Annotated in this window: 14 protein-coding genes and 1 riboswitch; of the genes, 8 read left to right on the top strand and 6 right to left on the bottom strand. The window is 71.6% G+C overall.

The window, feature by feature from the left end; genetic code table 11:
* The first annotated feature begins 123 nt into the window (after positions 1–123).
* Positions 124–357, top strand: a complete 234-nt coding sequence (locus GA0115233_RS03470; RefSeq protein ID WP_176711631.1) for a (2Fe-2S)-binding protein — start codon at positions 124–126, stop codon at positions 355–357.
* A 16-nt stretch (positions 358–373) separates the two neighbouring features.
* On the opposite strand, the gene bfr is transcribed toward GA0115233_RS03470, so the two are convergent.
* Entirely contained in the window at positions 374–850 is a 477-nt protein-coding gene (gene bfr, locus GA0115233_RS03465) for a bacterioferritin (protein ID WP_093718553.1), read from the bottom strand.
* Between the two features lie 187 nt (positions 851–1,037).
* On the opposite strand from bfr, the gene GA0115233_RS03460 reads away from it, so the two are divergent.
* Complete coding sequence (locus GA0115233_RS03460) at positions 1,038–1,670, top strand: sulfite oxidase-like oxidoreductase (protein WP_093718552.1); 633 nt, start codon at positions 1,038–1,040, stop codon at positions 1,668–1,670.
* A 12-nt stretch (positions 1,671–1,682) separates the two neighbouring features.
* Here GA0115233_RS03460 and GA0115233_RS03455 read toward each other — a convergent pair whose 3' ends face one another.
* The 5 genes from GA0115233_RS03455 to thiO form a co-directional block, all read right to left on the bottom strand.
* Positions 1,683–2,540, bottom strand: a complete 858-nt coding sequence (locus tag GA0115233_RS03455) for a deoxyribonuclease IV (RefSeq protein WP_093718551.1) — start codon at positions 2,538–2,540, stop codon at positions 1,683–1,685.
* Positions 2,541–2,557: 17 nt separating this feature from the next.
* Entirely contained in the window at positions 2,558–4,495 is a 1,938-nt protein-coding gene (gene pknB, locus GA0115233_RS03450; RefSeq protein WP_176711630.1) for a Stk1 family PASTA domain-containing Ser/Thr kinase, read from the bottom strand.
* A gap of 93 nt (positions 4,496–4,588) precedes the next feature.
* The gene (locus GA0115233_RS03445; protein WP_093718549.1) at positions 4,589–5,383 is read right to left on the bottom strand and encodes a thiazole synthase; all 795 of its coding nucleotides are present in this window, start codon (positions 5,381–5,383) and stop codon (positions 4,589–4,591) included.
* A 3-nt stretch (positions 5,384–5,386) separates the two neighbouring features.
* On the bottom strand, positions 5,387–5,587 hold the full coding sequence (gene thiS / locus GA0115233_RS03440; RefSeq protein WP_093718548.1) for a sulfur carrier protein ThiS: 201 nt from the start codon (positions 5,585–5,587) through the stop codon (positions 5,387–5,389).
* Entirely contained in the window at positions 5,584–6,741 is a 1,158-nt protein-coding gene (gene thiO / locus GA0115233_RS03435; RefSeq protein WP_093718547.1) for a glycine oxidase ThiO, read from the bottom strand. Before thiO ends, thiS begins: the two co-directional genes overlap by 4 nt.
* Positions 6,739–6,850, bottom strand: a riboswitch (TPP riboswitch). (Overlaps the previous gene by 3 nt.)
* Positions 6,851–6,904: 54 nt before the next feature.
* On the opposite strand from thiO, the gene GA0115233_RS03430 reads away from it, so the two are divergent.
* The 6 genes from GA0115233_RS03430 (at position 6,905) to GA0115233_RS03405 (ending at position 11,742) form a co-directional block, all read left to right on the top strand.
* Positions 6,905–7,255, top strand: coding sequence for a hypothetical protein (locus GA0115233_RS03430; RefSeq protein WP_093718546.1), 351 nt, complete (start codon positions 6,905–6,907; stop codon positions 7,253–7,255).
* A gap of 32 nt (positions 7,256–7,287) precedes the next feature.
* A complete protein-coding gene (locus GA0115233_RS03425; protein WP_176711629.1) occupies positions 7,288–8,505 on the top strand; it encodes an NAD(P)/FAD-dependent oxidoreductase in 1,218 nt (405 codons plus the stop codon).
* A gap of 99 nt (positions 8,506–8,604) precedes the next feature.
* Positions 8,605–8,970 (top strand): Rv2175c family DNA-binding protein, encoded by a 366-nt coding sequence (locus GA0115233_RS03420; protein WP_086171562.1) that lies wholly within the window; start codon positions 8,605–8,607, stop codon positions 8,968–8,970.
* Between the two features lie 83 nt (positions 8,971–9,053).
* The gene (gene thiE, locus GA0115233_RS03415; RefSeq protein ID WP_093718544.1) at positions 9,054–9,701 is read left to right on the top strand and encodes a thiamine phosphate synthase; all 648 of its coding nucleotides are present in this window, start codon (positions 9,054–9,056) and stop codon (positions 9,699–9,701) included.
* A gap of 122 nt (positions 9,702–9,823) precedes the next feature.
* On the top strand, positions 9,824–10,747 hold the full coding sequence (gene metF / locus GA0115233_RS03410) for a methylenetetrahydrofolate reductase [NAD(P)H] (RefSeq protein ID WP_093718543.1): 924 nt from the start codon (positions 9,824–9,826) through the stop codon (positions 10,745–10,747).
* A gap of 56 nt (positions 10,748–10,803) precedes the next feature.
* Entirely contained in the window at positions 10,804–11,742 is a 939-nt protein-coding gene (locus GA0115233_RS03405) for an SCO2102 family sporulation regulator (RefSeq protein WP_093718542.1), read from the top strand.
* Positions 11,743–11,750: the final 8 nt, after the last annotated feature.

The following is an 11,750-nucleotide window of genomic DNA, read 5'->3' as shown; positions in this document are numbered from 1 at the left end:
CCTGCTTGGGGCGCGGATCACATGCGATCCGCGCCCCTCAGCACTTTTGTGGTTCCGGTGAGCCGGGTAAGGTTAGGTTAGCCTCACCGATCAAGGGGATGGCACATCGATCCCGCCGGGGAGGTGAACCGCGTGTACGTCTGCAGTTGCTTCGGAGTCACCGAGCAGCAGGTCAAGCAGCACGCGGAGGACGGTGCCTGCACCCCCCGCCAGATAGCCTCCGCCTGCAAGGCGGGCACGGACTGCGGGTCGTGCGTACGCCGGATCCAGGCCCTGCTGGGCCGGGGCGCGTGCCCCCGCCGTGAGCTGGCCGACCAGGGCAAGCCGGTCCTGACGAACCTGGCCGACGCGGCCTGACGCATCCCTTAATGAATCAGCTCGGCTGTTCGATCTGCTGGGCGATGTAGAGCGCCTCGCCGAGCTTGTCGATCAGCTCCAGCTGGGTGTCCAGGTAGTCGATGTGGTGCTCCTCGTCCTCCAGGATCGACTCGAAGAGGTTCGCGGACGTGATGTCGCCCTTGGTGCGCATCACCTCGATCCCGCGCTTGAGGCGGTCGATCGCCTCCACCTCCACCTGCCGGTCGGCCTGGAACATCTCCGTGACGGTCTGCCCGACCCGGACGTGGAACAGCCGCTGGTAGTTCGGCAGGCCGTCCAGCATCAGAATGCGCTCGGTGATCTTGTCCGCGTGCTTCATCTCGTCGATGGATTCTTCACGCGTGTACTTGGCGAGCTTGGTCCAGCCCTTGTTGTCCTGGATCCGGTAGTGCAGCCAGTACTGGTTGATCGCCGTCAGCTCGCCGGTGAGCTGCTCGTTCAGGAACTCGATGACCTCGGGGTCGCCCTGCATCGCAGAGGCTCCTTCCAGAAGAACGGGGGGAACTGGCAGGTTGCGCCGCATCCTTGCACCGGCACTGAAGATCGTCCAGTAAGTCTGGGCTTAGTAAGTAAGGGCATGCTTACCGTTATTTGACCGCTTCGACCGCTTTGGGCTTTCGTGGTCAAGGGCACTGCCTCAGGTCTGTCAGGATGGAGACATGGGTCAGCCGGTGGAGAGCGAATCTGGAGGGGCGGTACAGCCGGAGCTCCCGCCGGGGCAGCGCCTGCAGCGCGGCTGGCCGGTCACCCACTACGGGCCGGTGCCCAAGTTCCGTCCCGAGCGCTGGGAATTCAGGGTCTTCGGGGCCACCGCCGACGGCGAGAAGCACTGCTGGAACCACGAGGAGTTCACGGCGCTTCCGTACACCACCGTGGTGTCCGATCTGCACTGCGTGACGAAGTTCAGCATGGTGGGCGCCGAGTGGGGCGGGATCCCCGCCCGGACCATCCTGGAGATCGCGCCGCCCGACCCGGCCGTCACCCATGTGATGGTGTGGGCCGAGTACGGCTTCAGCTCCAATCTGCGGCTGTCGGACTTCACCGCCGAGGGCACCATCTTCGCCACCCACAAGGACGGTGAGCTGCTCACCGCCGAGCACGGCTTCCCGCTCCGCCTCGTGGTGCCGCACCTGTACGCCTGGAAGGGCCCCAAGTGGGTCCGCGGCGTGGAGTACATGACCGCCGACCGCCGCGGCTTCTGGGAGGAGCGGGGCTACCACAACGTCGGCGACCCCTGGAAGGAACAGCGCTACTCCTACCAGGAGGAACCGGGGGAGGGCCCGGAGCTGTAGGAGCGCGGGGCGTTATGCGTCCCTGAGTTCCTTCAGCCGCGCCACGTCCGCCGCGTGCCCCTCCTTGCCGCCGGGCGTCTCGATGAGCAGCGGTACGCCCGCGGTGGCCGGGTGGGTCATCAGTGCCCGGAACGGGTCCTCGCCGATGTGACCGGCACCGATATTGGCGTGCCGGTCCTTGTGGGCGCCGACCACGTCCTTGGAGTCGTTGGCGTGGATGAGCTTCAGGCGGCCCTCGCCGACCGTCTCCACCAGCAGGTCCAGGGTCTGGTGCATACCGTGCGGGCCGGTCAGGTCGTGCCCGGCGGCGAAGATGTGGCAGGTGTCCAGACAGACGCCCAGCTTGGGGTGGGCGTCCAGGGCCTCGAAGTACGGGCCGAAGTCCCAGGTCCGCGAGCAGAGCGAGGAGCCCTGTCCGGCGGTGGACTCCAGCAGCAGGAACGGGTCGTCGTCGTGGGTCAGCTCGTCCAGCAGCGGCAGCATGTGCTCGCGTACCTGCTTCAGCGCCACCGCGCGGTCCCGGCCGCCGGTCGCGCTGCCCGTGTGCACGACCACGCCGAGCGCGCCGATCTCCCTGCCCCGCCGCAGCGAGTGCCGCATCGACTCCACCGACCGCTCCACGGTGGCCTCCGTGTGCGAGCCGAAGTTGATCAGGTACGGGGCATGCACGTACGCCGGTATCGACTCCTCGGCGCAGGCCGCGCGGAACTCCTCGTCCTGGCGCGGGTTGCCCGCCGGGGTGGCCCAGCCGCGCGGGTTGGCGACGAAGACCTGCACGGTCTCCGCCTCCAGCTCACGGGCGTAGGCCAGGCCGACGCGGTGGAGTCCGCCGGCCACGGGGACATGGCCGCCGACGGGGTTGCGGTTCATCGGTCGTGCGTGTCCCGTCACCTGATCTTGATGGTGATCGTCGAGCCCTTGGGCGCGGTCTCGCCGCCCTCGACGGACTGGCTCTCCACGGTGTCGCCGAACAGGCCCAGCAGTCCGCGGTCCTCGTCGACCTGGAAGCCCGCGGCCTCCAGCTCGGCCTTGGCGTCGTCGACCTTCTCCCCGACCACGTCCGGGACCTCGACCATCTCCGGTCCCTTGGACAGGGTCAGCGTGACCGTGTCGCCGGAGACGGCCTGGCTGCCGGGCTCCGGGGTCTGCGCGGCGACCTCGCCCTTGTCGAACTCGGCGGAGGTCACCGGCTCGTCGGCGACCTTCACCTTCAGACCGGCCTCCTCCAGCTCCTCCTTGGCGTCCTCCAGGTTCTCGCCGGTGACGTCGGGCACGTCGACGGGCCTGCCCTTGCTGACGACCAGGGCGACGGCGGAGCCCGAGCGGCGCTCGGTACCGGCCTGCGGGGTCGTGGAGACGACGAAGCCCCGGGGGACGGTGTCGTCGAACTCCCGTGTCACCATGCCCGGTTCCAGGCCCTCGGCCTTGAGCCGCTCGCGCGCCTTGTCCAGGCTGTAGCCCGCCACGTCGGGGACCTTCACTACCTGCGGGCCCTTGGAGACGACCAGGTTCACCGAGGAGTTCTGCCGGATACGGCTGCCTACCTCGGGGTCGGTGCTGATGACCCGGCCCCGCTTGATCGTGTCGCTGAAGGCGCGTTCGACCTCGCCGACCTCCAGACCGGCGTCCGCCAGCCGCTCCTTCGCCTTGGCCTCGGGCTGGCTCAGCAGCGCCGGGACCCGGGTGAACTGGCCGGAGTTGATGTACCAGACGCCCACGCCGACACCGAGCAGCAGCAGGACCCCGACGACCGCGGCGAGCGGGCCGCGGGCGAGTCCGCGGCGCGGCCGGGACGGCGTCGGTGGCGGCGGCGGGAGCTCGAAGCGGCTGGTCCGGTTGGCGAGGGCCGGGTCCTCGGGCTCGTTGACCGGCAGCGGGCGCGGCACGGTCAGCGAACGCGGGATGACGCTGGTGCGGTCCTCGGCGTTGTCGTGCTCGGCGGACAGCGCCTGCGGCGGCAGCGCGTCGAGCTGCTCCTCGCTGAGCGCGGCGCGGGCCTCGCGGGCCTCGGCGAGCAGGGCGACGGCGTCGTACGGGCGGACGTCGGGGGTGCGGGCGGTGGCTGAGGCGACCAGCGCGTCCAGCGCGTAGGGCAGGCCCGGGACGACGGCGGAGGGCGGCGGGACGTCCTCGTGCAGATGCTTGTAGAGCACGATCGCGGGGGAGTCCCCGTCGTGCGGCTTCTCGCCGGTGAGCATCTCGTAGAGCACGACACCGCACGCGTACACGTCCACGCGCGCGTCGGCGGCGCCCGGCTGGTCGATCTGCTCGGGGGCGAGGTAGGAGACGGTGCCGAGGACGGCGCCGGTGGTGTTGGTGACGGAGTCCACCGAGCGGACCAGACCGAAGTCGGCGACCTTGACCCGGCCGTCGTCCCCTATGAGGACGTTCTCCGGCTTCATGTCCCGGTGCACGAACCCGGCCCGGTGCGCGGCGCCCAGCGCGGCCAGGACCGGCTCCAGGATGTCCAGGGCGGCCCGCGGCTGGAGCGCGCCGCGCTCGCGCAGGACGTCGCGCAGGGTGCAGCCGGCGATGTACTCCATGGCGAGGTAGACGTACGACCCGTCGGTGCCCTGGTCGAAGACCTGCACGACGTTGGGGTGCGCGAGCCGGGCGACCGACTTGGCCTCGCGGATGAACCGGTCCACGAAAGTGCCGTCGGCCGCGAGGCCGGGGTGCATCACCTTCAGCGCGAGCACGCGGTCGAGCCGGGTGTCCACGGCGCGGTAGACCGTGGCCATCCCCCCGACGGCGATCCGCGCCTCGACGCGATAACGTCCGTCGAGCACCTGCCCGACCAGCGGGTCCTGAAGGGTCGTATCCACGCAGGCGAGTGTACGAGCCGTGGCTGACAGGACTGCCGTCCCGTCGGGAACAGGGGCGGTACTGAAGCCGACCTGTGACGCAACCCACCGTTGTCAGAACGCGGGGCGCTCCGGGTCGAGGACCGCCCTGCCGTCCACGGGTGAGGACGCCTGGGCGAAGTGGCGCTTGGGGATACGGCCCGCGCGGTGGGCGAGGCGGCCCGCCTCGACCGCGTGCCGCATCGCGTCGGCCATCAGCACCGGCTCCTTGGCGCGGGTCACGGCCGAGGCGAGCATCACACCCGCGCACCCCAGTTCCATGGCGAGCGTCACGTCCGAGGCGGTGCCGGCGCCCGCGTCCAGGATCACCGGCACGCCCGCCTGCTCGACGATCAGCTGGAAGTTGTGCGGGTTGCGGATGCCGAGCCCGGAGCCGATGGGGGAGCCCAGCGGCATGATCGCCGCGCAGCCGACGTCCTCCAGCTTGCGGGCGAGGACCGGGTCGTCGTTGGTGTACGGCAGCACGGTGAAGCCGTCGTCGACGAGGGTCTCGGCGGCGTCCAGCAGCTCGACCGGGTCGGGCAGCAGGGTCCGTTCGTCGGCGATGACCTCCAGCTTGATCAGGTCGGTGCCGAGGGCCTCGCGGGCCAGGCGGGCGGTGAGGACGGCCTCTCCGGCGGTGAAGCAGCCCGCCGTGTTGGGCAGGACGCGGATGCCGAGCTTTTCCAACACCGACAGGACCGAGCCGTGCACGGAGGGGTCCACGCGGCGCATGGCGACCGTGGTCAGCTCGGTGCCGGAGGCCGCCAGCGCCCGCTCCAGCACGTCCAGGCTCGGCGCGCCGCCGGTGCCCATGATCAGCCGGGAGGACAGGGTGGTTCCGGCGAGGACGAAGGGATCGTCGGCCATGGGTCAGCCTCCTTGGACGGCGGTCAGGACCTCGACACGGTCACCCTCGGAGAGGGGGGTGACGGGCCACTGCGCGCGCGGGACGACGGTTTCGTTGAGGGCTGCGGCCACGCCGGAGGGGGCCGCGGTGAGGGACTTCACGAGCGCGTCGAGAGCCGTGCCCGGCTCGATGCGGCGCGGCTCGCCGTTGACCGAGATGTTCATACGGGCTGCTCCGTGAGTGCGAACCGCTTGGGGCTGAACGGGCGGGCCTCCTCGGTGAGTTCACCGGTGGCCAGGGCGTGCGCGAGGGCGTCGCCGGTGACCGGGGTGAGCAGCACGCCGTTGCGGTAGTGGCCGGTGGCCAGCAGCAGTCCGTCGAGTTCGGTGGGGCCGAGCAGCGGGGCGTTGTCGGGGGAGCCGGGGCGCAGGCCCGCACGGGTCTCGGTGAGCGGCAGTTCGGTGATGCCGGGCACCAACTCGTGGGCGTCGCGCAGCAGCTCGTAGACGCCGCCCGCGGTCACCGTGGTGTCCCAGCCCTGCTCCTCGCTGGTGGCGCCGACGACCAGTTCGCCGTCCTCCCGGGGCACCAGGTAGACCTGGCTGCCGCGGACCATGGCGCGCACGGTGCGGCTGAGGAAGGGAGCGTGGCGGCGCGGCACGGACAGCCGCAGCACCTGGCCCTTGACGGGCCGTACCGGGGGCAGGACGTCCCTGGGGACGCCGTTGAGCTGTCCGCTGAGGCTGCCGGTGGCGAGCACCACCTGGCCCGCGGGGAGCAGGGTTCCGTCCTCGGTCACGCAGCCCGCGGCCCGGCCGTGGGCGACGGCCAGTCCGGTCGCCCACACCCGGTGGAAGACCACGCCCGCCCGTTCGCAGGCGGTCACCAGGGCCTTCGCCAGACGGCGCGGGTCGATCTGGTGGTCGCCGTCCACCCGGAGCCCGCCGCGCACACCCGGCGCCAGCATCGGCTCCAGACGGCGGCAGTCCCGGCCGGACAGCCACTCCGAGTCCAGGCCCGACTCCCGTTGCAGGGCGTGCAGTTCACGCAGGTGGGCCCGGTCGTCGGCGTCCAGCGCGACGGCGAGCGTGCCGCACTGGCGGTAGCCGACGTCCAGCCCGGTCACCTCGGTCAGCTCGGCCGCGAAGCCCGGATAGCGACGGGCCGAGGCGAGGTTGAGGCCGAGCAGGGTCTGCTCGCCGTAGTGCAGTTCGGTGACGGCGGCGAGCATGCCGGCCGCCACCTGGGCGGCGCCGCCGCCCGGTTCGGGGTCCACCACGGCGGTGGCGAACCCGCGCTGTGCGGCCCGCCACGCGGTGACCAGGCCGATGATTCCGCCCCCGAGGACGAGGACGTCTGAGGAACGCGTAGGCGACATGGGCGTCCAGCCCCTCCCTTCGCCGGCATGACCCGGATCAGGTTCGTACGGTCGGAGGCCGCCAGCCTCCCTCTCAGCCCGGTGCGTCCGGGCTCCCGCGAGTGCTTGTACGTTGGCCACCCTAGCCGCTCGTTCCGTGCCTTTTGTAGGGAGCCTCGTCACCATGGCCCGCTCGCTCGACGGTCTCGTCCTCGCCCCGGTCGCCGATCAGGCACCCGGCCAGGTGGGCACCCGTACCCGCTTCGCCTACCACGAGGAGGACGGCCGGATCTGGGCCGACTACGCGGGCGGCGACGTCGTGCGCGGGTATCTGGTCGGCACCCGGGAGGGGGACCGGCTGGACTTCCGGTACGTGCAGCTCAAGCAGGACGGCACCACCTCCTCCGGGCACTGTGTGTCGACGGTCGTGGAGCTGCCCGACGGGCGGGTGCGGCTGGAGGAGAGCTGGGAGTGGGAGTCCCAGGAGGGCAGCGGGACCAGCGTTGTGGAGCAGGTCACGCGGCACGACGGCTGACTGACAATTTGTCAGTTGTCTATGGTGATCAGGTGAGCGAGCAGACGACGACGTCGCAGCGGCGGGTGGTGGTGGCCGGCGCGGGCATGGCCGGGGTGCAGACCGCGGTCGCCCTGCGGGAGCAGGGCTTCACCGGCACCATCACGCTGATCGGCGCCGAGCCGCACCAGCCCTACGACCGGCCCCCGCTGTCCAAGGCGGTCCTGCTCGGCAAGGCCGAGGACTCCGCCTTCGACGTGGACTTCGAGGGGCTCGGCATCGAGCTCGTCCTGGGCCGCGAGGTGCTGGGGGTGCGCCCGGCCGACCACGAGCTGGACACCGAGGCGGGGCCCGTCCCGTACGACGTGCTCGTCGTCGCCACCGGTGCCGAACCGATCCGGCTGCCGGGCGCCGAGGGCGTCCCCGGGGTGCATCTGCTGCGCACGCTGGACGACGCCGAGCGGCTGCGGCCGGTGCTGGCCCGGCAGCACGACATCGTGGTCGTCGGAGCGGGCTGGATCGGCGCCGAGTTCGCCACCGCGGCCCGGGAGGCGGGCTGCGCGGTGACCGTCGTGGAGGCCGCGGACCGGCCGCTCGCGGGCGCGCTGCCCGCCGAGGTCGCCGCGCCGATGGCCGCCTGGTACGCCGACAGCGGGGCCGAACTGCGCACCCACGCGCGCGTGGACCGCGTCGAGCCGGGCGTGGTCGTCCTGGACGACGGCACTCGCCTGCCCGCGGGCGCCGTCGTGGTCGGCATCGGGGCCCGCCCGGCCACCGGCTGGCTCGCGGGCTCCGGGATCGAGCTGGGCGCCCATGGCGAGGTGGTCGCCGACGAGCGGCTGCGCACCTCGGCCCCGGACGTGTACGCGGTCGGCGACTGCGCCTCCTTCCCGTCCGGCCGCTACGGCGAGCGCCTGCTCGTCCACCACTGGGACAACGCCCTCCAGGGCCCGCGCACGGTCGCCGCCGACATCGTGGGCGAGGGGCCGGTGGTCTACGACCCGGTGCCGTACTTCTGGTCCGAGCAGTTCGGCCGCTTCGTCCAGTACGCCGGCCACCACGCCTCGGCCGACCGCACGGTGTGGCGCGGTGACCCGGCCGGTCCCGCCTGGACGGTGTGCTGGCTCCGCGAGGGCCGCCTCGTCGCCCTCCTGGCGGTGGGCCGCCCCCGCGATCTGGCGCAGGGCCGCCGCCTGATCGAGGCGGGCGTCCACATGGACCCGGAGCTGCTGGCGGACCCGGCGAGACCGCTGAAGGCGGCCACGGCGTAGGTCCGCCCGGCGGTGTCGGTGTAGCCCGCCCCGGCTGTCCCGGCGCGGGCCGGAGTGGGCCGGCTTCCTGATGTCAGTGCGGGATGGCAGGCTTGTCGTGTGACCGAGATTGACGCAAAGATCGATGCTCTCGTCCCCGCCTGGCTCACCCTCCCCGACATCGCCGAGATGCTCGGCGTCGAGGTGACACGTGTGCGGCAGCTGGTCAAGGAGGGCCAGCTCATCGCCGTACGCCGCGGTGAGAACCGCGCGCTGCACGTCCCCGCCGCCTTCATCGACGGGGACAAGGTGGTCAAGGGCCTGTCCGGGACCCTGACCCTGCTGCGGGACGACGGCTTCACCGACGAAGAGATGCTGGAGTGGCTCTTCACCCCCGACGACAGCCTGCCCGGCACCCCGGCTCAGGCGCTGAGCGAGAATCGCGGCACAGAGGTGAAGCGCCGCGCCCAGGCGCTCGCCGTCTGATCCGAGCCTGATCCGAAGCAGTCCCGGTGCACGGGCCCCGGCGCGTCCGCGGCCCGTGCGCCACCGATCACGGGGGAACACGTATGTCCGTCACCGCACGCGAACGCCTCGCCGACGCCCGGCTCTACCTGTGCACGGACGCCCGCAAGCGCCAGGGCGACCTCGCCGAGTTCCTCGACGCGGCCCTCGCGGGCGGGGTCGACATCGTGCAGCTGCGCGACAAGGGCATGGAGGCCGCCGAGGAGCTGGAGCACCTGGAGGTCTTCGCGGACGCCTGCGCCCGGCACGGCAAGCTGCTCGCGGTCAACGACCGCGCGGACGTCGCGCACGCCGCGGGCGCCGCCGTGCTCCACCTCGGCCAGGGCGACCTGCCGGTCCCGGCCGCGCGGGCGATCCTCGGCGACGACGTCCTCGTCGGCCGCTCCACCCACGCCGAGTCGGAGGCGGAGGCCGCCGCCGTCCAGGAGGGCGTGGACTACTTCTGCACCGGCCCCTGCTGGCCCACCCCGACCAAGCCGGGCCGCCACGCCCCGGGCCTCGGCCTGGTCCGGCACACCGCCGCCCTGGGCACCGACCGCCCCTGGTTCGCCATCGGCGGCATCGACCTCGGCAACCTTGACGAGGTGCTCGCGGCGGGCGCCCGCCGGGTGGTCGTGGTCCGGGCGATCACGCAGGCGGACGACCCGGGCGCCGCGGCGGCGGAGTTCGTGAAGCGGCTCCGGGAGGCGTAGCCGAGGGGCGGGGTGGCCGCTGTTGTCCGCGTTTTGTCCACGGACTGGACAAGAAACCGGCAAATCGGGCAAATATCCGGGATCCGGTTGGGGGACCCGCAACCCCTGGCTAACCTGCGGGTATGGCCCTAGGCACCGCATCCACCAGGTCGGACCACGCTCGTACCGTGCGCGAGATGCTCGCGACCGGCAAGACGACGTACTCGTTCGAGTTCTACGCGCCCAAGACCCCCAAGGGTGAGCGCAACCTGTGGAACGCGCTGCGCAGGGTCGAGGCCGTGGCCCCCGACTTCGTCTCCGTGACCTACGGCGCGGGCGGCACCACCCGGGCCGGCACCGTCAAGGCGACCGAGGCCATCGCCTCCGACACCACGCTCACCCCGATCGCCCACCTGACCGCCGTCGACCACTCGGTGGCCGATCTGCGGAACATCATCGGTCAGTATGCGGACGCCGGTATCCGCAACATGCTCGCGCTGCGCGGCGACCCGCCCGGCGACCCGATGGGTGAGTGGGTCCCGCACCCGCGGGGCCTGACCTACGCCGCCGAACTGGTCGAGCTGATCAAGAACTCCGGTGACTTCTGCGTGGGCGTCGCCGCCTTCCCGGCGATGCACCCGCGCTCCGCGGAGTGGGAGTCGGACGTCCGTCACTTCGTCGACAAGTGCCGCGCGGGCGCCGACTACGCGATCACGCAGATGTTCTTCCAGCCGGAGGACTACCTGCGGCTGCGCGACCGGGTCGACGCGGCCGGCTGCGCCACCCCGATCATCCCGGAGATCATGCCGATCGCCAGCGTGCGGACACTGGAGCGGATCCCGTCCCTCACCAACGCCGCCTTCCCGGCGGCCCTGAAAGAGCGGATCCTCACAGCGAAAGACGATCCGGCCGCTGTACGCTCCATTGGAATCGAATTCGCCACGGAGTTCTGCGCACGGCTGCTGGCCGAGGGAGTGCCGGGTCTGCACTTCATCACGCTCAACAACTCCACGGCGACACTGGAGATCTACGAGAACCTGGGCCTGCATCATCCCCCGCGGGTCTAGACCGGCCGTACCGCTGTACGACACTATGCGTAACGGCCACTGGGAGAGGGGCGTACATGGGCTGGACGGTCCTCTACATCGCGTTCGGCATCGTCGCGCTGTGGCTGCTGGGCGAGGTGCTGCTGCAGTACAAGGCGCGCCTGCGCTGGCGGCTGATCGCCTTCGTCGGCTTCCTCATCGTGGTGCTCGGCGTACTGACGCGGTCCGTGGTCGTCATCGGCCTCGGCGCCTCCACCTTCGCGGTCGGCCAGACCTACGTCACCCTCTCCTTCCGCCGTGGCTTCGCGGCCGGCTGGGCGGTGAACGCCCCCGGGCTCGGCGGCTCCAAGCGCGACCGTGACAGGTTCGGCCGCCAGGAGCCCACGCTGGAGGTCTCCGACCTCGAAGCGGGCGAGGGCCGGTACGGCGACGAGCCCGGGTACCGCGGCGACAGCGCGGGCTACGGCGACGACGACGCCTACGACCACGACGACGTCTTCACGCCCTCCCGCCCGGCACAGTCCCCGGCCGCCGAGACCACCGCCGTCTACGAGCCGCAGCCGCTGCCCGACGACACCGGCTCCTACGGCGTCTACGGCACCGACTCCTACGCCGCGGCCCAGCCCCAGGACCAGTACGCGACCGCCTCCCAGGGCACGGACCAGGGCTACGGCTACGACGGCTACACCGGGTACGACCAGCAGCAGTACGGCTACGACACCACCGGCCAGCAGCAGTACGCCGCCTACTCGGACCCGTACATCGGCACCCAGACCTACGGCGGCGGCTCCTACGACACCAACGGCTACGGCCAGCAGTACGGCCAGGGCTACGCGCAGGACCAGTACGTCACCGGCACCTACACCGGCGAGTCGACCCCGGCCGGCGGGGTGTGGGTCCCGCAGCAGCGCAGCGACGACTCCTACGGCGGTGAACTCCCGCCGGAGCAGCAGTACCCGTACCAGGGCGGCCAGCAGGGTCAGGGCGGCGGGTACGACGAGCAGTACCGCTTCTGAGCGATCTT

The sequence above is a fragment of the Streptomyces sp. DI166 genome, from assembly GCF_900091315.1.
GTDB lineage: Bacteria > Actinomycetota > Actinomycetes > Streptomycetales > Streptomycetaceae > Streptomyces > Streptomyces fuscus.
This window is presented reverse-complemented; position numbering and strand designations above follow the sequence as displayed.

Excerpts from the sequence above, each read along its gene's own strand:
- bfr (WP_093718553.1), bottom strand. The coding sequence starts at position 850 with ATGCAGGGCGACCCCGAGGTCATCGAGTTCCTGAACGAGCAGCTCACC.
- GA0115233_RS03460 (WP_093718552.1), top strand. The coding sequence starts at position 1,038 with ATGGGTCAGCCGGTGGAGAGCGAATCTGGAGGGGCGGTACAGCCGGAG.
- GA0115233_RS03455 (WP_093718551.1), bottom strand. The coding sequence starts at position 2,540 with ATGAACCGCAACCCCGTCGGCGGCCATGTCCCCGTGGCCGGCGGACTC.
- GA0115233_RS03445 (WP_093718549.1), bottom strand. The coding sequence starts at position 5,383 with ATGGCCGACGATCCCTTCGTCCTCGCCGGAACCACCCTGTCCTCCCGG.
- thiS (WP_093718548.1), bottom strand. The coding sequence starts at position 5,587 with ATGAACATCTCGGTCAACGGCGAGCCGCGCCGCATCGAGCCGGGCACG.
- thiO (WP_093718547.1), bottom strand. The coding sequence starts at position 6,741 with ATGTCGCCTACGCGTTCCTCAGACGTCCTCGTCCTCGGGGGCGGAATC.
- GA0115233_RS03430 (WP_093718546.1), top strand. The coding sequence starts at position 6,905 with ATGGCCCGCTCGCTCGACGGTCTCGTCCTCGCCCCGGTCGCCGATCAG.
- thiE (WP_093718544.1), top strand. The coding sequence starts at position 9,054 with ATGTCCGTCACCGCACGCGAACGCCTCGCCGACGCCCGGCTCTACCTG.
- metF (WP_093718543.1), top strand. The coding sequence starts at position 9,824 with ATGGCCCTAGGCACCGCATCCACCAGGTCGGACCACGCTCGTACCGTG.
- GA0115233_RS03405 (WP_093718542.1), top strand. The coding sequence starts at position 10,804 with ATGGGCTGGACGGTCCTCTACATCGCGTTCGGCATCGTCGCGCTGTGG.